The sequence below is a fragment of the Aquiflexum sp. TKW24L genome, assembly GCF_023502205.1.
In the GTDB taxonomy this organism is placed as follows: Bacteria; Bacteroidota; Bacteroidia; order Cytophagales; family Cyclobacteriaceae; genus Cognataquiflexum.
In genome coordinates this window covers 1-20,731 of record NZ_JAMFLG010000035.1, presented here as the reverse complement: position 1 = coordinate 20,731, position 20,731 = coordinate 1, and the positions used below count along the sequence as shown (strand labels likewise).

23 protein-coding genes are annotated in these 20,731 nt (G+C 38.7%); 9 read left to right on the top strand and 14 right to left on the bottom strand.

Annotated elements, in window-relative coordinates; genetic code table 11:
* Positions 1-24: 24 nt before the first annotated feature.
* Positions 25-1,479 carry a POTRA domain-containing protein gene (locus M3O96_RS17910; protein WP_283774034.1) on the bottom strand — a complete coding sequence of 485 codons (1,455 nt, stop codon included), beginning with the start codon at positions 1,477-1,479 and terminating at the stop codon, positions 25-27.
* Between the two features lie 72 nt (positions 1,480-1,551).
* On the opposite strand from M3O96_RS17910, the gene yidD reads away from it, so the two are divergent.
* Positions 1,552-1,773, top strand: coding sequence for a membrane protein insertion efficiency factor YidD (gene yidD, locus M3O96_RS17905; protein WP_249722809.1), 222 nt, complete (start codon positions 1,552-1,554; stop codon positions 1,771-1,773).
* Here the strand turns inward: yidD and M3O96_RS17900 are convergent.
* The 5 genes from M3O96_RS17900 to M3O96_RS17880 all read right to left on the bottom strand — a co-directional run bounded on the left by M3O96_RS17900 (position 1,770) and on the right by M3O96_RS17880 (position 7,064).
* The gene (locus M3O96_RS17900; RefSeq protein WP_249722807.1) at positions 1,770-2,876 is read right to left on the bottom strand and encodes a prolipoprotein diacylglyceryl transferase; all 1,107 of its coding nucleotides are present in this window, start codon (positions 2,874-2,876) and stop codon (positions 1,770-1,772) included. The genes yidD and M3O96_RS17900 overlap by 4 nt on opposite strands.
* Positions 2,877-2,916: 40 nt before the next feature.
* Positions 2,917-4,764 (bottom strand): NAD(+) synthase, encoded by a 1,848-nt coding sequence (nadE, locus tag M3O96_RS17895; RefSeq protein WP_249722805.1) that lies wholly within the window; start codon positions 4,762-4,764, stop codon positions 2,917-2,919.
* Positions 4,765-4,808: 44 nt separating this feature from the next.
* The gene (gene rnc, locus M3O96_RS17890; RefSeq protein WP_249722803.1) at positions 4,809-5,468 is read right to left on the bottom strand and encodes a ribonuclease III; all 660 of its coding nucleotides are present in this window, start codon (positions 5,466-5,468) and stop codon (positions 4,809-4,811) included.
* An 83-nt stretch (positions 5,469-5,551) separates the two neighbouring features.
* A complete protein-coding gene (fabF, locus tag M3O96_RS17885; protein ID WP_249722801.1) occupies positions 5,552-6,805 on the bottom strand; it encodes a beta-ketoacyl-ACP synthase II in 1,254 nt (417 codons plus the stop codon).
* 22 nt (positions 6,806-6,827) lie between these two features.
* Positions 6,828-7,064, bottom strand: a complete 237-nt coding sequence (locus M3O96_RS17880; protein WP_113925470.1) for an acyl carrier protein — start codon at positions 7,062-7,064, stop codon at positions 6,828-6,830.
* A gap of 150 nt (positions 7,065-7,214) precedes the next feature.
* Between M3O96_RS17880 and M3O96_RS17875 the strand changes: the two genes are divergently transcribed.
* Entirely contained in the window at positions 7,215-7,643 is a 429-nt protein-coding gene (locus M3O96_RS17875; protein ID WP_249722799.1) for an IPExxxVDY family protein, read from the top strand.
* Between the two features lie 13 nt (positions 7,644-7,656).
* The gene (gene pyk / locus M3O96_RS17870; RefSeq protein ID WP_249722797.1) at positions 7,657-9,087 is read left to right on the top strand and encodes a pyruvate kinase; all 1,431 of its coding nucleotides are present in this window, start codon (positions 7,657-7,659) and stop codon (positions 9,085-9,087) included.
* Positions 9,088-9,173: 86 nt separating this feature from the next.
* On the opposite strand, the gene M3O96_RS17865 is transcribed toward pyk, so the two are convergent.
* The 5 genes from M3O96_RS17865 to M3O96_RS17845 are packed head-to-tail and all read right to left on the bottom strand — an operon-like array spanning position 9,174 to position 12,926.
* Positions 9,174-10,745 (bottom strand): NFACT RNA binding domain-containing protein, encoded by a 1,572-nt coding sequence (locus M3O96_RS17865; RefSeq protein WP_249722795.1) that lies wholly within the window; start codon positions 10,743-10,745, stop codon positions 9,174-9,176.
* 2 nt (positions 10,746-10,747) lie between these two features.
* Positions 10,748-11,509 carry an MBL fold metallo-hydrolase gene (locus tag M3O96_RS17860; protein WP_249722793.1) on the bottom strand — a complete coding sequence of 254 codons (762 nt, stop codon included), beginning with the start codon at positions 11,507-11,509 and terminating at the stop codon, positions 10,748-10,750.
* Entirely contained in the window at positions 11,506-11,784 is a 279-nt protein-coding gene (locus M3O96_RS17855; RefSeq protein ID WP_249722791.1) for a hypothetical protein, read from the bottom strand. The genes M3O96_RS17860 and M3O96_RS17855 overlap by 4 nt, the downstream gene beginning before the upstream one ends.
* A gap of 15 nt (positions 11,785-11,799) precedes the next feature.
* Complete coding sequence (locus M3O96_RS17850) at positions 11,800-12,177, bottom strand: response regulator (protein WP_249722789.1); 378 nt, start codon at positions 12,175-12,177, stop codon at positions 11,800-11,802.
* Positions 12,174-12,926, bottom strand: coding sequence for an Hpt domain-containing response regulator (locus M3O96_RS17845; protein ID WP_249722787.1), 753 nt, complete (start codon positions 12,924-12,926; stop codon positions 12,174-12,176). Before M3O96_RS17845 ends, M3O96_RS17850 begins: the two co-directional genes overlap by 4 nt.
* A 52-nt stretch (positions 12,927-12,978) precedes the next feature.
* Here M3O96_RS17845 and miaA point away from each other — a divergent pair, with 52 nt between their 5' ends.
* The gene (gene miaA / locus M3O96_RS17840; RefSeq protein ID WP_249722785.1) at positions 12,979-13,890 is read left to right on the top strand and encodes a tRNA (adenosine(37)-N6)-dimethylallyltransferase MiaA; all 912 of its coding nucleotides are present in this window, start codon (positions 12,979-12,981) and stop codon (positions 13,888-13,890) included.
* Between the two features lie 6 nt (positions 13,891-13,896).
* On the opposite strand, the gene M3O96_RS17835 is transcribed toward miaA, so the two are convergent.
* The 3 genes from M3O96_RS17835 to M3O96_RS17825 form a co-directional block, all read right to left on the bottom strand.
* Positions 13,897-14,268, bottom strand: a complete 372-nt coding sequence (locus M3O96_RS17835; RefSeq protein ID WP_249722784.1) for a hypothetical protein — start codon at positions 14,266-14,268, stop codon at positions 13,897-13,899.
* 6 nt (positions 14,269-14,274) lie between these two features.
* Positions 14,275-15,249, bottom strand: coding sequence for a 6-phosphofructokinase (gene pfkA, locus M3O96_RS17830; RefSeq protein ID WP_249722782.1), 975 nt, complete (start codon positions 15,247-15,249; stop codon positions 14,275-14,277).
* A gap of 221 nt (positions 15,250-15,470) precedes the next feature.
* Positions 15,471-15,818 carry a single-stranded DNA-binding protein gene (locus M3O96_RS17825; RefSeq protein WP_249722780.1) on the bottom strand — a complete coding sequence of 116 codons (348 nt, stop codon included), beginning with the start codon at positions 15,816-15,818 and terminating at the stop codon, positions 15,471-15,473.
* 439 nt (positions 15,819-16,257) lie between these two features.
* On the opposite strand from M3O96_RS17825, the gene M3O96_RS17820 reads away from it, so the two are divergent.
* The 5 genes from M3O96_RS17820 to M3O96_RS17800 all read left to right on the top strand — a co-directional run bounded on the left by M3O96_RS17820 (position 16,258) and on the right by M3O96_RS17800 (position 20,462).
* Positions 16,258-17,130, top strand: a complete 873-nt coding sequence (locus M3O96_RS17820; protein ID WP_249722778.1) for a C1 family peptidase — start codon at positions 16,258-16,260, stop codon at positions 17,128-17,130.
* A 63-nt stretch (positions 17,131-17,193) separates the two neighbouring features.
* Positions 17,194-17,520 carry a protease inhibitor I42 family protein gene (locus M3O96_RS17815; RefSeq protein WP_249722776.1) on the top strand — a complete coding sequence of 109 codons (327 nt, stop codon included), beginning with the start codon at positions 17,194-17,196 and terminating at the stop codon, positions 17,518-17,520.
* A gap of 50 nt (positions 17,521-17,570) precedes the next feature.
* Positions 17,571-18,554, top strand: a complete 984-nt coding sequence (locus M3O96_RS17810) for a trypsin-like serine peptidase (protein WP_249722775.1) — start codon at positions 17,571-17,573, stop codon at positions 18,552-18,554.
* Between the two features lie 91 nt (positions 18,555-18,645).
* On the top strand, positions 18,646-18,885 hold the full coding sequence (locus tag M3O96_RS17805; RefSeq protein WP_249722774.1) for a carboxypeptidase-like regulatory domain-containing protein: 240 nt from the start codon (positions 18,646-18,648) through the stop codon (positions 18,883-18,885).
* 71 nt (positions 18,886-18,956) lie between these two features.
* Positions 18,957-20,462 carry a S10 family peptidase gene (locus M3O96_RS17800; protein WP_249722773.1) on the top strand — a complete coding sequence of 502 codons (1,506 nt, stop codon included), beginning with the start codon at positions 18,957-18,959 and terminating at the stop codon, positions 20,460-20,462.
* Positions 20,463-20,731: the final 269 nt, after the last annotated feature.

The window sequence follows — 20,731 nt, the reverse complement described above, 5'->3', positions numbered from 1 at the left end:
ATTAAACGTTTAACTTTCGTTTATTCAGAAAGGTGCCCTGAAATTGACAAAAAATGCCTGTTCCCCCTGGTTGTTGAGTGAGTACTCAAATCTTAAAACCATATCGTAAAGGGTTACAATGTCCAGACCTGGTCCATAACCAAAAAGGTATTTATTTGTAAGTCTTACATTTTCAGGTATGTTGTTTCGGTCATTGACAAATCCATGGTCAAAATTAAAACCGAGATACATTTTGAGTGGGAGGTAGGAAAATTCCTCCAAAGGAACAAATTTGCCAATATCATAACCGATATCAATAAATTTGAATCGGAAGCTGTTTTTGTGTACAAGTGTTTGCTGACCTTCCACTACATTAAGTTCATATCCTCTGATAAAATATGGATTGTATCCGATACCCCTTACCAAGGTAAATGGCTGTCTTTTTTCCAAAAATGAACTGAAGGATAAACCTGTCACAAAATTAAATTTGTCTCCCAATAAGAAATATTTGTTTGCATTTAGGGTGATTTCGGTATCATCGATATCGTCAGCCCTAAAGAGACCATATTTTGTCAAACCCACGTTGAGCAACTCTCCTTCAGTGGCATATTGAATGTTGTTTCTTTTATCATGACGAAAAGTATAACCCAATACAAAATAATTTAGCTTGGTACTTTCATGGAGGAAATAATCGGGGTTTTGTACCAATACATCCGGGTTGATAATTGTATTATTATATCCAAACGTAACAAAATGAAAATTATAAAAACTCGCCCTATAACTGTACCTGAAATAGGCGGAGGAATTTTTCCTTAAGACTTCCTCATTTTCATTGGTATAAAAAACCTGTTTGTTGAAAGCTGATTTAACCGGAATGGTTTTTTGGGTAAAATAAGTAAACTGACCTGTGATTCCATGATTTTGATTTCTATCCAAGTAAGGAATACTGTACAGGACTTCAAATGCTCTTACGAAACCAAATTGGGCTCCTATTTTTAACTTTTCATTTCTCCCACCTACATTGTTATGGACTAACCTAGCCCCATAATTTACCCTCGAAAAATCTCGGTTTTGGTTGGTCCACCATTCTGCAATGTTCCGGTCAGCGAGATTAAAAATAATGTTGGGGATGATATACCATCTTTCTTTCACCGAAACCAAAATTTCAATTTGTTCATTGTCAGTAAGTAAGGGTGTGATTTCAACACTTGTAAAAAGCTGTAGGTTATAGATTTTTTTCTCATCCGCCTGAATGATAGATATGAGCTCATCCCAATCGTATATTACGCCTGTTTTGAGATCTATTTCTCGGAGAATAATATTTTTTCTGGTCTTTTCATTTCCTATTATAAAAATATTGTTGATGACCACTTTATCAGGATGGTTGACTTTAATGCTGTCCTGCTGATTTGTCTCTGTTTGACCAATAGCATTTCTCACCTCAAAAAATCCAAGGAAAACAAAGGAGATAAGGAGACTATATTTGTAAAAATTTTTCAATATAATCGGACTAAATTTAAGTTTAAGGAACTTTAGCTAGCTATTTTTCTTTATTCTGAAAACACCTCCAATTTGAAGACTATTATCCGCAAAATCGCCATTTTCCCAGTCTTGGTGTATCAATATCTGATCTCCCCTTTAATCCCCGCTTCCTGTAGGTATACGCCTACATGCAGCCAATATACTAAGGAAGCCATAATGAAACACGGAATTTTCAAAGGAGGTTGGCTGGGAATCAAAAGAATTTTAAGTTGCAATCCCTGGGGTGGGCACGGTCATGACCCGGTCCCCTAGTCGATTTTTCCTTTGAATCCTTTTTTCAATGCCAATCCAACCAAAAGCAAGCCTCCGACCACTAAGGGAATGCTTAACCATTGGCCCATATTCAAAGTGAGTCCCTGCTCAAAATCAACTTGGTTTTCTTTCAAATATTCCCAAACAAACCGCATTCCAAATACAGCGATTAAAAATAATCCCAGTAGTAATCCATCTGGCAATCTTGATTTGTAAGTCATCCATAACCAAAGGAGTACTAGAAAAATTACAAAATAAGAAATAGCCTCGTAAATCTGGGTTGGATACCTTGCTATACCAAACGTATAAATTGTAGCCAAATAATGGTCTCCCTTATCCACTAAATCAAAATTAAGTGGAGTTTCGACACTTTCTGCCATGTATTTTTGGGAGCTTTTGAATTTTGTCAAAACATATTTGACATCAGTATCCAAGGTCGTCTTGAGGTCTGCTTCACTAAATCCGCCTTTTTCTATTTTTATATCGATATTGACTGGTACAATTCCCGTTCCTTTCAATTCTGATTCGCGGTTTTCAGGTTTATAGGCACTGACTTCCTGAACAGGAATTCTAAGTGTTTCTAAAATTTCTTCACTGTCACGGGCATATACGAATCCACTGTCCGTCCCGGTTGGTTTGCCTCCAATTTCTGAGTTCATCAGATTTCCGATTCTAATCAAAGCTCCTGTCATGGCTACCACAATGACTATTCTATCCACCACCCACAAATAAGTCTGAGTCGGAACTTTCCTTGCATACAGGTACAGAGCAAATAAAATGGCAATTGCTGCCCCGTGACTTGCAAGTCCACCTTCCCATACTTTGAGGATTTCTATCGGATTACTGAGGTATTTTTCAGGTTCATAGAAAAGCACATGTCCCAATCTTGCTCCTATAATTGTTGCCACTACCATATAAATGGTCAGCTTGTCTACCAGTTTATCATCTTGACCTTCTTTGCGGTAGATATAGATCATCACTTGCTGTGAAATAATAAAACCCAGAGCAAACAACAAGCTGTACCACCTCAATCTTTCAAAACTTGGGAATACAGCAGGATTTGGACTCCATACGATATAGTCTACTATCAGTTGTAATGTCATGTTCTTAACTATTTGGGGGTCAGGTGATTATTTTTGAAATTCAAATTTCATCCAATTCTTTTAACTCTTCTGCATATCCTCCGGATAAAATAGGAAACCTATACCAGGTTTTTGGATCTACGTTAAACTCATCCAAGTGAAACGATGGTGCTAGTCGTTCCCTTTTCCATTGGTTTCGGGACCAAAGCCGGAAAAACTTTTTAATATAGCTTTTTAGCAATCCATTTTCTAGGCTCAATTCCTCTTTCAAGATCAAATAAATGTCCACAGGAGATCTTTTGTCCCGTATTGCCAGCCTTTCAATCTCAACAATAACAGAATACGGCATCAAGTCGGTTTCGTCCGTTTGCTGATTTTCTGAAGGTCTGAGTTCGGCAGTGGGTTGTAATCCATTTACTTTTTTCAATCCAGAATACTGAAGTTCAGTCTCTGCCCACCTTAGCCATTGGAGAATAAAATATTTGTCCACCGCCGCAATTGGCGAGATACTCCCACTTGTATCGCCGTCCATGGTGGTATATCCCACATCTCCTTCACTTCTGTTGGAGGTGCTGAGAAGAAGTGCATTTTTTATATTAGCAAGCATCCAGATGATCGGGGACCTTGCCCTTGCCTGAATGTTTTGTAGTGCGATATCATCTTCCTTCCAGGAAAGTTTCCTTCCCAATGATTTCTCGATTTTTTCAGTGTAAGATTTGACTTCATCCGTGATTTCCCAATTGAGGAATTCAGCACCGATGCTTTCTGATAATAATTTAGCACTTTGAAAGGTAGCGAATGAAGAATTGTCAGATGCCTGATATGCTGTGGTCAGAACCTGTCCCGTTATTTCTTTTACAGGATTATTGGTCAAAGGAATAAATGAGGAACCTAATTTCTTCAAAAAGGAAGTTACGCCAAGTTCTTCTACACCCCGTCGGACCATTTCAGAAACCAACACCGCAATGGTAGAAGAATCTGCTCCACCGCTAAGAGAAAGGACAAAACCTTTACTTTTGCTTTTTCTCAGGTAATCAAATAATGCCAGCGAGGAAGCTTTGACAAATTCCTCATTTTTTTGGTGAGTGCTTTGAATCTCAGGATAGTCTGCAGCTTGTTTGTCATAATCAAAAGTCGTAACCTGAGAATCTTCAAAGGAAAGAAGGTTATTTTTCATGATAAGCTTACCATCTTTGGAGGCTAATATTTCGCCATCAAAAATCATCCTCCCGGCTTCATTACCTAAAAGGTTAATGTAAAAATATGTGGCATTTAAGAGTTTCGAACTTTCATTGACGAGTTGCTCCCTCAATATGCTTTTTCCCATTGCAAAGTGGCTTGCACTTGGATTGAAAATGATATCTACATTTCTTTCTTTGAGTCTATAGCCCGGTCTGACACTTCCTCTCCACGCATCTTCGCAGATCTCAAAACCATATTTGATTCCTTTCTTTTCAAGTACTAGGTCTCCAAAAGGCACCTGATTTCCTTGAAATTCAAAATTAATTACTTTACCATGTTCCCACGGGGTAAACCAACGGAATTCATAATGAACGCCATCAATGGCCATAAACTGCTTGGCCACAAATCCAATTACTTTTTGGTTTTCAAGGAGTGCCACACAGTTGTAAACTTTGTCTTGTATTCTAATCGGTAAACCTACTGCAATGGTGATATCAAGGGAATAGGGGAGAAGTTTTTCGAGTTGGGTTAGGGCTTTTTGAGGATACCAATAACTCAAAAATAAATCTTCACTTCCATATCCTGTGATAGCCAATTCAGGAAAGCAAATGAAATCGGCATCAAGGGATTTTGCTTTCAGTATCGCTTGGGAGATGTGACCAATATTTCCCTCCCAATCTAGAGGAGTTTGGTTTACTGTGGCACAAGCAATTTTCAATGTTGACATTTATTTGGTATTGAAGCTTAAAACTAACCCCATATATACTTTTTCTAAACTGCTATGTTTAAAATTTCACAGCCATTTTTTGCAGCTTCCTGCTCAGCTTTCTTCTTTGTAGCTCCTTTTCCTGTAGCTAACAACTGCTTGTTGACATGGAGTTCGACGATAAATTCCTTAAACCGCTGTTCCCCACTGATGGCTATAGTTTTGAAGTCCACTTCAGAGTTTTCTCTCTGACTCCACTCAATAATTTTGCTTTTGAAATTGGTGGTAGTACTTATGATATTGTCAAGGTCGAAATGGATGATGATCCTTTTTAAAATGAAGTTTTTGCAAAAATCAAAATTCCTATCTAGATATACTGCTCCTACAATGGCTTCGAGAGCGTCACCATAAAGAGATTTGTGTGAACTAAGATTCTTACCCTTATATTCTTCACTGATGATTTTGGAAAGTCCGATTTTCATGGCAATTTGGTTCAGTGCCTCTCTATTTACCATACGGCTTCTTGTTTCGGTAAGAAAACCTTCATCCCGATAAGGATATTTATTAAATAGAAATTCAGCAACTACTGCACCCAAAATCGCGTCACCAAGATATTCCAATCTTTCATTAGAAATTTTCATTCCATTGATGGATTCTTCTGCTGCGGACGCATGCTTGATTGCGAGTTTGTATAGGGTCAAATTAAAAGGCTTGCTTCCAACCATATGTTTGATGGAGGAGGCAAGCCTTTTTTCGTATTTAGAATAGAACAGAGACCTAAGCCGAAGTAATCTTGACAGTTTCAATGTTACTCTGTTAATTTTTTGAAAATGATGGAAGCATTATGCCCACCAAATCCAAAGGTATTACTCAATGCCGTCCTGATTTCTCTTTTTTGGGCTTTATTGAAAGTCAGATTCAATCTAGAATCAAAATCCTCGTCATCCGTAAAGTGATTGATGGTAGGAGGAATCAGGCTATTTTTAATGGCAAGTATGGAAGCGATGGCTTCGATTGCGCCGGCCGCACCAAGAAGGTGACCGGTCATCGACTTGGTACTGCTTATATTTATTTTATAAGCATGTTCGCCGAATACCTTTTGAATTGCTTTTACTTCACTTATATCTCCAAGAGGGGTAGATGTACCGTGAACATTGACGTAATCAATGTCTTCAGGTTGCATTTCAGCATCCTCCAAAGCATTTTTCATCACATTACTGGCACCCTCTCCTTCCGGATGGGGAGCTGTAATGTGATAAGCATCAGCAGACATTCCTCCGCCTACTAATTCGGCATATATTTTTGCTCCACGTGCCTTGGCATGTTCATAATCTTCTAAGATCAGACATCCTGCTCCTTCGCCCAGTACAAATCCATCTCTGTCTTTGTCAAATGGTCGGGAGGCTGTCGTTGGAGAATCATTCCTTTGTGATAGTGCTTTCAATGCATTAAATCCTCCCACACCAGCTTCAGTAATGGTAGCTTCTGTACCACCGGTTATGAAGATGTCGGCCTTATTTAACCTGATATAATTAAAAGCATCAATAATGGCATTTGTGGCAGAAGCACATGCCGAAACTGTTACAAAATTAGGACCTCTAAATCCGTACTTAATCGAAATGAAACCTGCGCAGATGTCAGCTATCATTTTGGGGATAAAGAAGGGATTGAACCTTGGTGTACCATCGCCCCGTACAAAATCAGTGACCTCGTCCTGAAAAGACTTGAGACCACCAATGCCTGAACCCATGATGACACCTGCTCTGTTTAAGTTGATTTTTTCTAGATCAAGACCTGAATCTTTGATCGCCTCATCTGCTGCAATTAGCCCCATCTGAGTAAAAAGATCCATTTTCCTGGCTTCCTTCCTGTCAATAAACTGCTCTACGTCAAGGTTTTTGACTTCACAGGCAAATTGGGTTTTGAAAAGTGAAGCATCGAATCTAGTAATAGGTGCAGCACCGCTCACACCGTTTGACAAACTGGTCCAGAATTCTGGGACAGAATTTCCAATCGGTGTAAGGGCACCTAAACCTGTTACTACAACTCTTCTTAAATTCATAAATGAATTTTGAATGAATATTTTATTTTACGTTTGCCTCCAGATAGCTGATAGCCTGACCTACTGTGCCGATTTGCTCAGCTTGGTCATCTGGAATAGAAAGGTTGAATTCTTTTTCGAATTCCATAATAAGCTCAACTGTATCCAGTGAGTCAGCGCCAAGATCATTAGTGAAGCTAGCCTCAGGAGTCACTTCTGATTCCTCTACGCCTAATTTATCAACGATAATGGCTTTAACTTTTTGTGCAATTTCAGACATTTTTCGAACAGTTTAATTTAAAACACTCCGCAAAGAAATAGATTTAAAACCTTATTGCCAAAAAAATACCTTACCTAAATCAAGATATTATTTGTGGTGCCAGATGTTGGAAGATTATTTTTAATTTTGTTAAGTTAAATTCTTCCACAAATGAAGAAAAATAAATTAGTTGTTGAACACCTGTATGAATTTGATCTTCTTGGGATTGTGGCGCCGGTAAAAGACTATAAGATGGCATGGATCGTCAATAATTCACTCCAAGAGAAATTAGCAAAAACTGAGGACTATGAACTTGAATTTGTAAATGGTACCAAACTCAGTATATCGCAATATCGGAGGGAGAAAGAAAATGGATTTCTCCAATTATTGAAAAACAAATCACACTTTCTTGACACCAGTTCATTATACCTAATCCCTGAATTGAAAATCTTTGATTACTTCCTACTCATCCAAGATTTTACTTCTGAAGTGGATATTATTGACTATATTGAGCGCCTTTCGAGATCTGGATTAATCCAAAATGTAGTCAAACTCGACATTGATAAAATCAAATCAAAAGAAAATTTATTAACCTATTAAAACCCAATATTCTATGAGTATTGCTCTTTACAATAAGACAAAAATATTAGCTACTATCGGTCCTGCGTCCAACAATATTGACACTTTAAAAAGTCTAGCCAATGCAGGAGCCAACGTTTTCAGACTTAATTTTTCGCATGGTACACACGCCCAGCATGCAGAAGTCATCAAAATGATCCGCGAAATCAATGAGAAACTTACTGTCAAAATCGGGATCCTACAAGATCTTCAGGGACCAAAAATCCGTGTGGGTGAAATGGAAAATGGGGGCGTACAGATTGTCCCCGGAGGAAAAATCACCATCACCAACGATCCGGTTATAGGCAATGCGGAACTTGTAAGCACTGTATATGAGAACCTACCAAATGATGTTAGATCAGGTGACAGGATTCTGATTGACGATGGTAATATTGAACTTGCAGTCAACAATACTGATGGGAAAAACGTCCGTTGCGTAGTAATTCATGGCGGCATCTTGAAATCCAGGAAAGGGATAAACCTTCCAAATACTAAAGTGTCAGCTCCTTCACTCACAGAAAAAGACCTTGAAGATCTCGAATTCGGTTTGGCCAATGATGTGGATTGGATCGCGCTTTCTTTTGTAAGGTCAGTGGATGATATCATTGACCTGCGAGAAAGAATCACAAAGGCTGGCAAAAATTGCAAGATAGTAGCCAAGATTGAAAAGCCTGAAGCCCTACAAAATATAGAATCTATCATAGAGGCCACGGATGCCATCATGGTAGCAAGAGGAGACCTTGGAGTTGAAATGCCAATGGAAACTGTTCCACTATGGCAAAAGAAGATGGTTTCCTTGTGCAAGGTTGCCTGCAAACCTGTGATCATTGCCACCCAGATGTTGGAGAGTATGACTACTCATCCAAGGCCAACACGTGCTGAGACTAATGACGTCGCGACAGCTGTACTCGATGGCGCGGATGCTGTGATGCTTTCTGCTGAGACTGCCTCAGGTCAGTTTCCTGTTAATTCGGTCAAGGCTATGAGTACCATCATCAATTACATTGAGACCAATGAGGATGTCTTTCATCACTTATATAAAATAGAGGAAAACGACCCCAACTTCTTAAGTAAGAACCTTACCTTGATGGCAGCAAGACTTTCTAGAAACGTGAAAGCAAAAGCCTTGGTAGGAATTACAACTTCAGGTCAGACCCCATTGAGGTTGGCGTCTTTCCGACCTCTTGCCAATCTTTTAATATTTACACGAAACAAAAACCTCTTGACACAACTGAGTTTGGTATGGGGTGTAAGGGCTTATTATTATGAGAGTAACACTTCTACTGATGCTACTTTTACAGATATCCAAAACCAATTGAAAAAGGATGGATTTGTCAAAATCGGCGATATCATCATCAATACAGCAAGTATGCCTTTGAAAGAAAAAGGAAAAACCAATATGCTAAAAATCCACGTGGTGGAATAATTTATAAAATCTTTCAAAAGAAAAGGCTCCCATTATTTGGAAGCCTTTTTTATTTTATTTATTTACCAAATTCCTTTATCCTGATTTTAATTTGGGTCATCTTTTGGCCCTGTCGGCCTAACCATCAGCACATTTTCCTTTTCCACCATCACGGCACCGGGGGGCGTACCCTTTACTTTCCTGACAAATTTGGCGGGTGTATAAATCACCGGAGAAAGGCTTTCATTTTTGTTTTTGGAATAATATGCTGCTAATTCTGCAGCTCTTTCCAAGACAGTTTTTGGAAAATTGATTCCCGATCGGTACTTAATCAGTACATGCGAACCGGATACATCTTTGGCATGAAGCCACAGGTCTTCTTTCCAAGCAAAATTGCGCAACATGTCGTCATTGGACTTTGCAGACTTACCGACCAGCACCTCAAAACCTTCGAATTCAAACCTTTTGAATGGAACCTGCTCTTCCTGTTCCTTGGATTTTGGTGTAAGGTGGTTGTTTTTGATAAAATCCCTAAGACTTCTAAAGTCATTGAAGGCTATCATTTCATCAAGCCATGTAGCATTCTGTTGAAACAATTTTTCCTTTTCCGCTAAATTCTGGGACAATTGTTCTATTTCTTTCTTCCGGTTTTTGGATTTCCTGTAGAGGTTCTCAGCATACTTTTGAGGACTTTGCCCCATCTTAAGTTTAAAAATCTCCTCTTTTCCTGAATAGAAATTGAATAAATGAACATGTTCTATATTTGGTTCGATGGCATGAAGGTTTGCCATAATTACATCCGCAATATGGGCAGGAGAGGTTTCATTTAGAAGTTGTTCTAATCGTTCACCGGTTTTTTGGATGTAGGATTTTGTCCTTTTTTGTTGATCATGCAGTTGCTTCAGCCAAGTTTGTTTTTCTTTCTCAAATGACTGAATGACAACTCTATATCGAAAAAGCTCATTGCAAGCCCTGATTGGATCTGATGTTTGAAAAATCGCATCCTTTTCGGGAAGTAGAGATAACAAATATTCGCTTCCTTCTTTGATGATGGAATAAAGAGGGCTATCCAACATGTCCAGCAATTCCTGCATCAGAGCCCATTTTCCTCCGATATCTGACTCAATATAGCCTTGGTTTTTGAGCCATTCTCTAGGAATTTTCCCGAGTGTGGGTAAGAACTTTGAGGCATTGCCTTCTAACGACAAAAAAGCATCATTATCGGTCTGTAGATTTTTGGGCAGGTCAGATAGGATCAGGTTTTTATCCTCCTTCAGTTCATTTCTAAATACAAGGTTGGGAAGCAAATCATCTTTTTGATAGAAAAGAATATTGCTTCGGGTTCCATGTAGCTTGAACACGAGCATGTCACCTGAGTCAAGAGTAGCAATAAATGCCCTTTCATAATTGATGACTTCGATCTTGGCGATCTTTTTTCCAATGATTTCGGGAAAAAGAGAAACTGTATTTCTTTTGCTCCTTTTGAAATTGTCCGGGAAAGAAACGCATGATACAGAGGGAAGTAAGTTTGCCCTGATAAAGATATCTTTTTCATCTTTCGTACTTCCGATAACCAACTCATCCTTATTTTGGGAAAAACATTCCACGATTTCTGCCCCACAAAATACCTTTTCCAATTCAGGGCAAAGGAATTTTAAAAAATGGAAGTTGAAGTGCATGGTTACAGGGATATTTTCAAGCCATCAAAAGCAAGGTGAATATTAGGAGGTAAATTCCTCTCTATTTCATCATGCGTTCCAAGACGGTGGCTGATGTGTGTAAAATAGGCCGATTCAGGTTTGATCTGATTTACAAGCTGGATGGCCTCATCGAGTGTGAAATGGGAGAGATGGTGTGTTTTTTGGAGCGCATTCAAGACAAGTATTTTAGTCCCTTTTACTTTTTCAAGTTCTGAATTATCAATATACTTTGCATCAGTGATGTAGGTAAAATCCCCAAACCTAAACCCAAAAACTGGTAGCCTATAATGCATTACCTGAATAGGAATTACATCAATTCCTTCTGCCGAAAAGGGAAGGTTGGTGATTTCATGGGTAGTCACTGAAGGGACCCCCGGATACCTGACCTCCTCAAAAATGTAGGCAAACTCTTGCTTAATCTGGTTTAGGACTTTTTTGGTACCATAAATAGGCATGTCTTTTTTTTGAAGAAAATTATAGGATCGAATGTCATCAAGGCCGGCGGTGTGGTCTTTATGCTCGTGCGTATATATAACTCCATCTAAATGGTGGATTTTTTCTCTGAGCATCTGTTGCCTAAAATCAGGGCCAGTGTCTACCACCAGACTTTTGCCACCAATCTCAAGATGGATAGAACTTCTCAATCTTTTGTCTCTGAAGTCAAGGGAACTGCATACCGGACAGTCACAGGCTATCACGGGTACGCCCTGGGATGTCCCTGTGCCTAAGAATGTGACTTTCAAAGCTTGAGTTCGGTTTGTTGTAAATCGGAAATTAAATCCTGAAGTTTTTTATCAGAAAAATCTTTTGGGCTAAAACCCAATTCTTTGATAATATCAAGCAATGCGTTGATTTTACCCTCTAGCGTATAATATTTATTGACAATGACAATCTTATTTTCTTTGAGGACACAATAACCCGATTTGAAATTTCCTTTCTCATACCTCAAAATAAAGTCTGATGAGGCAAAAAGATTTTCGAGTTTTTCCAGAAAGTTTTTGTTGTATTTGACAGTCATTCCGGTTGCATCCTTTTAGGAAAGGTGTTTTCTCACAGTTGCGAGCAATAAGTCATAATCCAAAGGCTTTTGGATGTAATCATTAAGGCCTGCCTTTTTGAAATCATCCATCGTATAATTCTTATAATTTCCTGTAATGGCGACAATCGGAATACCTGATTTACTTTTGTCCTCAAGCGACCTGATGGCTTTTGTACATTCTATACCATCCATGACAGGCATGTTGATATCCATCAAGATCAGATCAAAATCTTCAATCAGTAATTTGTCAAGAACTTGTTTGCCATTTTTCACAGCTGTGATTTGGTATTTCTCAAAAAGGAGGACGTTCTTGGTTAGATTGATAATCACTGAACTATCTTCGGCTACCAAAACTTTCTTGTTTTCCGTCATGGATTAAGCAATTGAGATGATTTTAATTTTAAACTAAAAGAGTGAATTAGATTTACCAAAGATAAATATTCTTCGGTGGTATTATCAAAGTTGGAGGTTTTTATGTTTTTTTCAAATTTTTGACAAAAATAGAAAATGTCCATTGCCCCCAGTGTCCCAGAGTTTCCTTTGATAATATGGAGTTTTTCTCCGATTTCCGGATAATTTCCTGATTCGATCAAAATTTTGACCTCATCCAGTAAAGTTTCGCTTTCATGAACAAATTCTTCGTAGACACTCCGGATGTTTTCCGCAGTATTGAACTTCAGAAGTGTAGTTACTATTTTGGTATCTAATTCCGAATCCGATAAGTTTTGGACTACATGTTCTTGATTTTTATGTTCCGATCTTCTTATATGCCTGTCTAAAGTTTCAAGCAAAATCCTTGGCTTGATGGGTTTTGGAATAAAATCATCAAAGCCTGTTGAAATGAAATATTCGCGGTCGCTTTCATTGGCAAAAGCTGAAACAGCTATTACCGGAATGTCCGAAAGTTTTTCATTTTTGATGATATTTAGGGTGTTGATACCGTCTAAGATGGGCATCTGTATGTCTGTAATAACAATATCATATTCACCTGTCTTGATTTTTTCTATAGCTTCCTTACCATTTGATGCGGTTTCAAATTGGTACAGTTGGCCGATGATATGCTCAAAGACCTTCCTGTTGAGTGAATTGTCATCCACAATAAGCACCTTTTTGGATTTCATTCTTTATTATTAATAATTTTGCAGCTGACATATTGCCTTACTGACAACCATTTTGCTTTCGAAAAATAAACATTTATTGGTAATTGCCGGTCCTACCGCAGTCGGTAAAACTGAAATTTGCCTACTTCTAGCCAAAAAGTTTCAAACAGAGATCATATCTTCTGACAGCCGTCAGTTTTATTGCGAGACAGAGGTGGGTACAGCCAAGCCTTCTATTCGGGAATTGGAACAGGTTCCTCACCATTTCATCAATTCTCTGTCTATTTTTGATCCCTATGATGTAAGGAAATTTGAACTCGATGCCATCAGTCTGCTCGATCGGCTATTCCAAAAACACGATGTAGTGATCATGACTGGAGGCTCAGGTCTCTATATTGATGCGATCTGCTATGGATTTGATGAAATCCCGGATGTCGATCCTGCCATCAGGAAGGAGTTGATCTTGGATTTTGAAAAGCAAGGAATCCAAATCCTACAGGCAAAGCTCCAAAAACTAGATCCGGTTTATTTTGAACAGGTAGATATCCATAATCCACAAAGGCTTATGAGGGCTTTGGAAGTTTGCCTTGGCACTGGGAAGGCCTATAGTTCTTTTAGAAAGAAGAAAAAAAATATCCGGACTTTCAACTGCATTATGATTGGGCTCGAAAGGGACAGGAAGGAATTGTACCAAAGGATCGACCAAAGGATGGATAAAATGATTGGTGAGGGGATTTTTCAAGAAGCAGAAAAATTGTTTCCACATCGGTATTTGAATGCACTTCAGACAGTGGGATATTCTGAGGTTTTCGGTTTTTTGGAAGGGAAGTATGACAAAGAGGAAGCCATAAGGTTGCTCAAAAGGAATTCCCGTAGGTACGCAAAAAGACAGATGACTTGGTTCAAAAAAAGTCCAGAAATGACTTGGTTTCATCCCGGAAAAGTGGAAGAAATCATATGCTTTATTGAAGAAAAAACTCAGTAGTTTAAATTAACCCAAAGGCTTGTGTCCCATCACTTTTGCCACAAAACTATAAGGACGCTTTCCGATCAGTTTGTTATATTGTGAAATGGTGACTTTTAGAGATTGGTAAACAGGCCTGATTTCTTTTTCAAAAGATGATTGGGTTTTACCATTCAGGGTTGACTTTGCCCTCAGGTATTCACCATCAATGTAATGGATGGTTTTGGCCTGAAGATCGATTGGGTTTTGGGGAGTAGAACCGGATTTTCCCAAACTATCAAATAGAGCTTGAAGAATTTGTAAAATCGCTTTTTTCTTAGCTATCATCGATTGATTGACAACCAAAAAAAACAGTCCAATAAATCCTGAAAGTGTAATGATTATAGGTAGATACCCCATGTTTTCTTAAATACTTAATATTTCGATTAATTTCAGATGGTCAGCAGTAAGCGCTTTGGTTTTACCAATACAATCTGCAAATGGGGTATAGACAACCTGTCCATTCATTACGCCTGCCATGCAATTTGACTCTCCGGCGATCAATCCGTCAACAGCAGCCATACCGCATCGGGAAGCCAATACCCTGTCCCGTGCTGTCGGTCTTCCTCCTCGCTGAATATGGCCTAAAGTAGTGACTTTAAATTCCTTATCCGGATCATTTATCTTTGCCTTGACTTTTTGCATGATTTCTTCTGCACCGCCTTCATCATCACCTTCAGCCACTACAATAATACTTGAAGACTTTGATTTCCGGAGATTGCTCAAGGATTTGACTACTGCTTTAAGGTCAGTGGATGTTTCGGGTACCATCACAAATTCAGCACCTCCACCAATACCACATTCCACAGCGATATAGCCACTGTCCCTTCCCATTACCTCAATGAAGAAAATCCTATCGTGCGCTGCTGCAGTATCCCTGATTTTATCAATTGCATCCAATGCGGTATTTACAGCTGTATCAAATCCGATGGTATAATCTGTTCCAAAGATATCGTTGTCTATCGTGCCGGGACAACCGATGATCGGAATGCCAAATTCTTCAAAAAAAATCTTCCCGCCTGTGAAAGTGCCATCTCCTCCGATAGCTACCAATCCTTCGATTCCAAAAGATTTCAGTTGTTCGTAAGCTTTGGTACGGCCTTCTTTTGTTCGGAATGCTTCACTTCGCGCGGACTTCAAAATAGTCCCCCCACGTTGAATGATATTGCTTACAGAATGGGACTGCATCTTTTTGATGTTGCCATTAATCATTCCATCGTAACCATAACTAATGCCATATACTTCCAAATCTCTAAAAATCGCTGTTCTTACTACAGCCCTGATGCAGGCATTCATACCCGGGGCATCACCACCCGATGTGTATACTGCTATTTTTTTCATGTTTAATAGGTTTACCAAATACCAAATTTACTCATATTTGGACGTCATTGTAATACAATCCCAAATTCTTTTGAATTGTTCATGACTATCAATCGCTTAAATTTTTGAAGAAAAAATACTTACAAAATAAAATTAGAAAAGCAGGTCATTTGATTTTGAACAAGAAAAATCAAACAGCAATCCCATGTTAAGTATAGGATTGCTGTTTGGTGAAGTGAGGATCAAGCCGATGTAATTTTTTCTCCAAGCAACAACACTTCTTCTGCCACCACCTCGGTGATGTATTTCTTATTGCCGTCTTTATCTTCATAAGACCTGTTGGTGAGCTTTCCATCCACGGCAATTTCAGAGCCTTTGTCGGTGTATTTTTCGATAGTTTCGGCGGTAATTCCCCAAGCAATTATATTATGCCATGTGGTTTCCTCGACTTTTTCACCTTTGGAGTTTTTGAAAACATCCTTGGTTGCAAGGCTGAAGGAGGCTTTTACTTTTCCCGAATCAAAATGTTTTGTTTCTGCTTTGGCACCCAATCTCCCGATCAGCTGTACCTTGTTTCTCATGTTGCTCATTTTTTTGTGTTTTGGTTTTGAAAGAATACATATTGCCGGTTTTGTTTGGCAATGAGTCAAATGTCGGCAGGGAACAATGGCTTAGTCGGTTTTTTGTCGTTTCTAGTCGATTATAACCGTTTCTGAAACGGATATCATAAAGCCTGATTATTGTTTGATTCCATTATTTGTTTTGAAAAGAAAGAGATCAAAATTCAAATTGATAAATTGTATTTAAAGAAAAATTCTTGTTTTAAAAGTTAAAATTTACTTTATTTTTAGTATAAAAGTATTTAAAATAAGTATTTAAGTTTTATTTTCAATCATTTATTATCTAAATTTAAGGATGGCTATAATATTTATTCAAATTTAGCCTCAGGTGTTTTTTGTATTTTGGTTCTCGTATTGGCGGGATTTTATCGATTAGAATAACCATTATAATAAATTTAATTTTATCAAAATGGAAACTCCATACACTTTTGGTTGGCAAAAGGACCTTCCTGATTTTAGGGATTTTAATGAAGAAACCCCTGTCATCGTAGCCGCATTTGACTTGATGGCAAAAGTCAAAAAACCCAAAAAAAAGGTCATTCCTTCTCAGGTAGACCTCAGGGAGTTTTGTTCTCCTGTCCATGACCAATCGACAATCGGGTCTTGCACAGCACAGGCTGCTGTCAGTCTGATCGAATACCTCGAAATAAAAGCCTATGGAAAGCATTTAGATTTTTCGAGGCTATTCCTCTACAAAAGTACCAGAAACCTGCTCGGTTGGAAAGGTGACAGAGGGGCATACCTCAGGACTACCATCGGGGCCTTGGCCTTGTTTGGTGTACCTCCGGAGCAATTTTATCCCTACATCATCAGTAAGTATGAAGATGAACCCACAGCATTTCTGTATTCATTAGCAAAGAACTTTTCAGCTTTGAATTATTTTAGGCTGGATACACCCGGTAAATCTACATCAGATTTATTAACCTCTGTCAAGGAAAGCATTTCCAAAGGACTCCCTCTTGTTTTTGGATTTTCGGTATATGATTCTATTAATCAGGCAGGAAGTACCGGAAGGATTCCATTTCCCTTGCTTTCAGACAGGTGTATGGGGGGACATGCAGTTTTGGCAGTTGGCTATGATAATAATATTGAAATCAAGCATAATCGCGCAGGTTCTCCCCTAACCAAAGGTGCAATTCTGATCCAAAATTCTTGGGGACCAAATTGGGGAGATAATGGATTTGGATGGTTGCCTTATGAATTTGTAAATAGGGGATTAGCAGTAGACTGGTGGAGTATAATCAACAAGAGCTATGTGGAGACTGCGGCGTTTGGATTTTAGTTGGATGAAAATATAAAAACCAGGTTTTGAAAATTAGCAAAATAAATCCAAATGTAATAACCCATGGTGAACAAGATATTGGAAATCAATGAAAATTGGCATGGGCAGACTGTTACTTTGAATAAGGGTGATTATTTGAATATTACACTTCTCCAAAATCCAAGCACCGGCTTTTCGTGGGAAATCTCAGAAATAGATGATACTCTATTAAAAGTGACAGAAGATTCCAACTCAATTCAACTGATGGATAAAATTGGTGGGCCTGTCCAAAGAGTCCTCCAATTGCATGCCTTAAATGTCGGTACTAGCTGTCTTGAAATTATTTATAAAAGACCTTGGGAAATGGACCCTCCCGAGAAAAAAATATTTTTGGAAATGGTCGTGCAGTGACAAAATGAATAGATCCTAATCAAATTTAAACATATAAACCAAAACAAACCATGAAAAAAAAAGTAGCAGAAACAGCAAAAGCTGAAAACGAATTATTGGAAAGCCATAGTGCAGTTTCCAACGACAATGATCAAAAAGTGTCATTGGAATCTTCTTTCCAAGGAATGTCTCTCGAATCCGTGGAGGCCGAAAGTAAAGGTACAGAGGAAATGGCTGCCGGTTCGACCGAATCAAAGGAGTCAGGCGTAGAAACATCCTCTGGCCAATCAACCGAATTATTTGAATTGGACGCTTGGTATGGAAGCTATCCTGAAGATCTCAAAGAATTCCATGAATTCAAAAGTCCTGATGCTTTAGAAGTAATCATTGGAGCAGATGATAGAACCAGAATCAATCCGACAACAGCTTACCCGTGGAGGGCAATCTGTTCCTTATTGATCCGGACAAAAACCGGGAAGAACTACATCGGAACCGGATGGTTTGTTGGACCGAGGACGGTGATCACCGCCGGTCATTGTATCTACCTTCATAATGAAGGAGGTTGGCCTCAAAGTGTTGAAGTCATTCCGGGGAGAAATGGATCTTTGCGACCCTACGGCTCTGCTTCCTCTAGCACATTTAGGAGTGTAACAGGGTGGACACAAAACAAAGACAGAAACTTTGATTATGGTGCGATAATTCTTCCTTTGTCTGCTAAATTGGGCAACACTGTGGGGTACTTCGGGTATGGTATCAGGAATGATGCTTTCTTAAAAAGCCTGACATTGAACCTCAGCGGATATCCAGGAGATAAAGATGGGGGATCTACGCAATGGTTTCACTCTAGGGTAACGAAAGGCGTTTCGTCAAGGGTTATCACCTACGAAATCGATACCATGGGCGGACAAAGTGGTTCTCCGGTATGGTACAAGGATGGGAGTTCAAGGTATGCAGTGGGTATTCACACCAACGGCCACTCTTCAGGTAATTCGGCAACAAGAATAGTCCAGGCAGTTTTTGACAATATCCAAGCCTGGAAACAACAAGGGATGTAAATTTAAATTCAATAAAAAAAGGCCTTAAACACGAAATCCAAAATTCATGCTTTGAGGTCTTTTTTTATTTAATTCCTAATTTTGATATAAAATGGAAATAAAAGGTAAAGTACTAGCAAAAGACGGTTCACCGATAGAAGGAGCAACAGTAATGGTCGTAGACGGGCCAGGCTCTTGGAATGACATGGCAGCAATCACCTCCAAGAATGGAGAATTTTCCTTAGAAGTAGATGAAAAGGGAGTTTTTAAAGTCAGTGTATTTTTTAATGATAAGAGTAAAAATTATTTACTTGAACCCAAAGCTAAAAACGATGAAATTATTTTTAAGTAATTGGGCTGAAATTTACTTTTGAAATTAATTAGATTGCTTGATATTGTAACCATCAATCATTCTGATAAAATATGAAAAAGCCAATTTTACTTTGTTATGTTTTCCTGCTCTTTTCTCTCCAAATAATTGCCCAAGAAAAACCCGCTGAAAAACCAATACTGGAAGGAGAAGTATTTACCTCCACCCAAACCGTAAAAATCAACGGTACCACCCACAATCTTAAAACACGCGCCGGCACACTCCAACTCCGGGATGAAAACAACGAACCGATTGCTTTGCACGGCTTCACGGCTTATTTCAAGGAAGATGGTCCTTCGAAAAGGCCGATTATTTTCTCTTTTAACGGTGGCCCAGGGTCCTCTTCCTATTGGCTTCACATGGGTGTGATGGGGCCCAAAAGGATCTTCGTCAACGATCCCGGATATACCAAAGCTGCCCCGTATGAATTGGTCAACAATGATTTTTCCATCCTCGATGTCGCAGATGTGGTGATGATGGATCCTATCGGGACAGGTTTGAGTATGCCGATTGGAAAAGCGGAAGGAAAAGACTTTTGGGGAGTAGATCAGGATATCCGTGCCACAAGCTTGTTTATCATGCAGTTTTTGAAAGAATATGACCGCTTGCAGTCACCCAAATACCTTTTGGGAGAAAGCTACGGCACATTTAGAAATGCCGGAGTCATGAGCTATTTATTAGACAAAGGTTATGCCCTCAATGGAGTGGTCATGGTTTCATCGGTATTTGATATCAGGTCATTGGCTTTTCCTGTCCAAGAAAGTACTTCCTACCTTGTTCATTTCCCATCCTATGCGGCGACTGCTTGGTACCATGACAAGATTCCCAACAAAAACCCAAACTTGGAAGTTTTTGTCGATGAAGTGAGAAAATTCACCGAACAAGAATATTTACCGGCATTGTTTAAAGGAGGAAGGCTTACTGAAGCTGAAAGAAACAATGTGGCCGAAAAAATGGAAAAATATGCAGGTGTTTCCAAGGAAACTTGGAATAGAAACAATTTAAGAATGACCGCAAGTGAATTTTTCAATGAATTGCTGAGAGAAGAGGGCATGACCGTGGGAAGATTGGATTCCAGATTCACAGGAATCAATCCTTTACCACAAAACCAATTTTCAATTACCGACCCTCAAAGTGATGCCATCTCTCCTGCATATACAGCGGGTTTCTTAGACTACTTCCATAGAGACTTGGGAGTTAGTAAAAAATTAACCTACAAAACATCCGCTTATGCTTCACCGGGATTTAAATGGGATTGGTCTCACAGCGGAAATGAAGGCTGGGGCAGTATGATTTCAATCAACACGGCTATCGATATGGCGGATGCCATGAATAAAGATCCAAATGTAAAAGTCTTGCTGATGAACGGTTACTATGATTTGGCTACTGTGTTTTACGGGGTGGAACATTCCATTGACCAAATGAACCTCAGACCCGAGATCAGAAAAAACATCATCATGACGTATTATGAAGGTGGCCATATGTTCTATACCCATATGCCATCTCTTCAAAAATTCAAGAAGGATTTGGCTGACTTTATCAAGGATACTACCAATTGATTTTCTTTTGAAGAAAAGGGGCTGTTAACATTTTTAGCAGCCTTTTTTTTAATAGAATGGAAACTCTACTAAAGTCTTTCGATTTTTTTATTTTTTTGAAAACCTGCAATTTTTACTAACCGATTGTCAAGGCCTATTATTATCTGCAATTTTCATCTCGTAGTCTTTAGTAATTAATTTTAATTAATTAAAAAAATCAGAAATTAAGTTTGTATCAGTTTCACGGATTGTTAGTTTATTCTGAAATTTCTTAAGATAAGAAAATTTAA

Coding starts and splice junctions, on each gene's coding strand:
- M3O96_RS17855 (WP_249722791.1), bottom strand. CDS start 11,784: ATGACTGTCAAATACAACAAAAACTTTCTGGAAAAACTCGAAAATCTT.
- M3O96_RS17865 (WP_249722795.1), bottom strand. CDS start 10,745: ATGCACTTCAACTTCCATTTTTTAAAATTCCTTTGCCCTGAATTGGAA.
- M3O96_RS17900 (WP_249722807.1), bottom strand. CDS start 2,876: ATGACATTACAACTGATAGTAGACTATATCGTATGGAGTCCAAATCCT.
- M3O96_RS17805 (WP_249722774.1), top strand. CDS start 18,646: ATGGAAATAAAAGGTAAAGTACTAGCAAAAGACGGTTCACCGATAGAA.
- pyk (WP_249722797.1), top strand. CDS start 7,657: ATGAGTATTGCTCTTTACAATAAGACAAAAATATTAGCTACTATCGGT.
- M3O96_RS17850 (WP_249722789.1), bottom strand. CDS start 12,177: ATGACGGAAAACAAGAAAGTTTTGGTAGCCGAAGATAGTTCAGTGATT.
- nadE (WP_249722805.1), bottom strand. CDS start 4,764: ATGTCAACATTGAAAATTGCTTGTGCCACAGTAAACCAAACTCCTCTA.
- M3O96_RS17815 (WP_249722776.1), top strand. CDS start 17,194: ATGGTGAACAAGATATTGGAAATCAATGAAAATTGGCATGGGCAGACT.
- M3O96_RS17880 (WP_113925470.1), bottom strand. CDS start 7,064: ATGTCTGAAATTGCACAAAAAGTTAAAGCCATTATCGTTGATAAATTA.
- fabF (WP_249722801.1), bottom strand. CDS start 6,805: ATGAATTTAAGAAGAGTTGTAGTAACAGGTTTAGGTGCCCTTACACCG.
- M3O96_RS17875 (WP_249722799.1), top strand. CDS start 7,215: ATGAAGAAAAATAAATTAGTTGTTGAACACCTGTATGAATTTGATCTT.
- M3O96_RS17835 (WP_249722784.1), bottom strand. CDS start 14,268: ATGGGGTATCTACCTATAATCATTACACTTTCAGGATTTATTGGACTG.
- M3O96_RS17820 (WP_249722778.1), top strand. CDS start 16,258: ATGGAAACTCCATACACTTTTGGTTGGCAAAAGGACCTTCCTGATTTT.
- rnc (WP_249722803.1), bottom strand. CDS start 5,468: ATGGTTGGAAGCAAGCCTTTTAATTTGACCCTATACAAACTCGCAATC.
- pfkA (WP_249722782.1), bottom strand. CDS start 15,249: ATGAAAAAAATAGCAGTATACACATCGGGTGGTGATGCCCCGGGTATG.
- M3O96_RS17800 (WP_249722773.1), top strand. CDS start 18,957: ATGAAAAAGCCAATTTTACTTTGTTATGTTTTCCTGCTCTTTTCTCTC.
- M3O96_RS17810 (WP_249722775.1), top strand. CDS start 17,571: ATGAAAAAAAAAGTAGCAGAAACAGCAAAAGCTGAAAACGAATTATTG.
- M3O96_RS17825 (WP_249722780.1), bottom strand. CDS start 15,818: ATGAGCAACATGAGAAACAAGGTACAGCTGATCGGGAGATTGGGTGCC.
- M3O96_RS17845 (WP_249722787.1), bottom strand. CDS start 12,926: ATGAAATCCAAAAAGGTGCTTATTGTGGATGACAATTCACTCAACAGG.